Below are 784 nucleotides of genomic sequence, written 5' to 3' on the forward strand. Positions count from 1 at the left end.
TGAACCGTACCGGGTTTGTCGGAGACTTTTTATTTAAGTTAGGCCACCTGACCTAACGGGTTAATCTTATCATAGTACATTGCTTCAAACTCAAAAGGCGATACATAACCCAGTGCACTGTGTACACGCTTTTTGTTGAACCAATCTACCCAGTTTAGTGTCGCAAGCTGTACATCCGCTAAACCTTGCCAATCTGCTTTTAAATATTCAATCACCTCTGTTTTGTATAAGCCATTCACTGTTTCAGCCAAAGCATTATCGTATGAATCACCAGTCGTACCGACTGATGCTCTTAAATTTGCTGCTTCTAAACGATTGGTATAACGAATCGAAAGATATTGCACACCCCTGTCGGAATGATGAATCACATTCTTTGGCATGCCTCGATCATGCAATGCTTGCTCCAATGCATCGAGCACCATATCTGTATTCATCCGTGTAGATACTTTCCATCCAACAATTGCTCGTGAGAACACATCAATAACAAATGCGGTATATACCCAGCCTGAATGAGTTTGAATATAGGTAAAGTCACCCACCTGAGAAGCATTGCTTCGCAAGGGTTTGGATGATCAGCATTAAAATTACGTTTCACTAAATCATCTGCCCGTTTTTGGTCATCTCGGTTACGGGTGGTTTGTTTATTCTTACCACGCCAAACACCTTGTATACCTAGCTTTTGCATCAATCGAGCAACTGTACAACGTGCAATAACATAACCCTCACGTTTTAATTTTTGCCAGACTTTACGTACACCATATCGACCTGAACTTTCCTTCCAAAT

1 pseudogene is annotated in these 784 nt (G+C 41.2%); it reads right to left on the minus strand.

Features of this window, described 5'->3' with window-relative positions:
- Positions 1–38 precede the first annotated feature (38 nt).
- Positions 39–784: pseudogene (locus tag IO68_RS33730) on the minus strand (IS3 family transposase); the annotation flags it as partial.

It is taken from the genome of Acinetobacter sp. COS3, assembly GCF_000475335.1.
Taxonomy (GTDB): domain Bacteria; phylum Pseudomonadota; class Gammaproteobacteria; order Pseudomonadales; family Moraxellaceae; genus Acinetobacter; species Acinetobacter venetianus.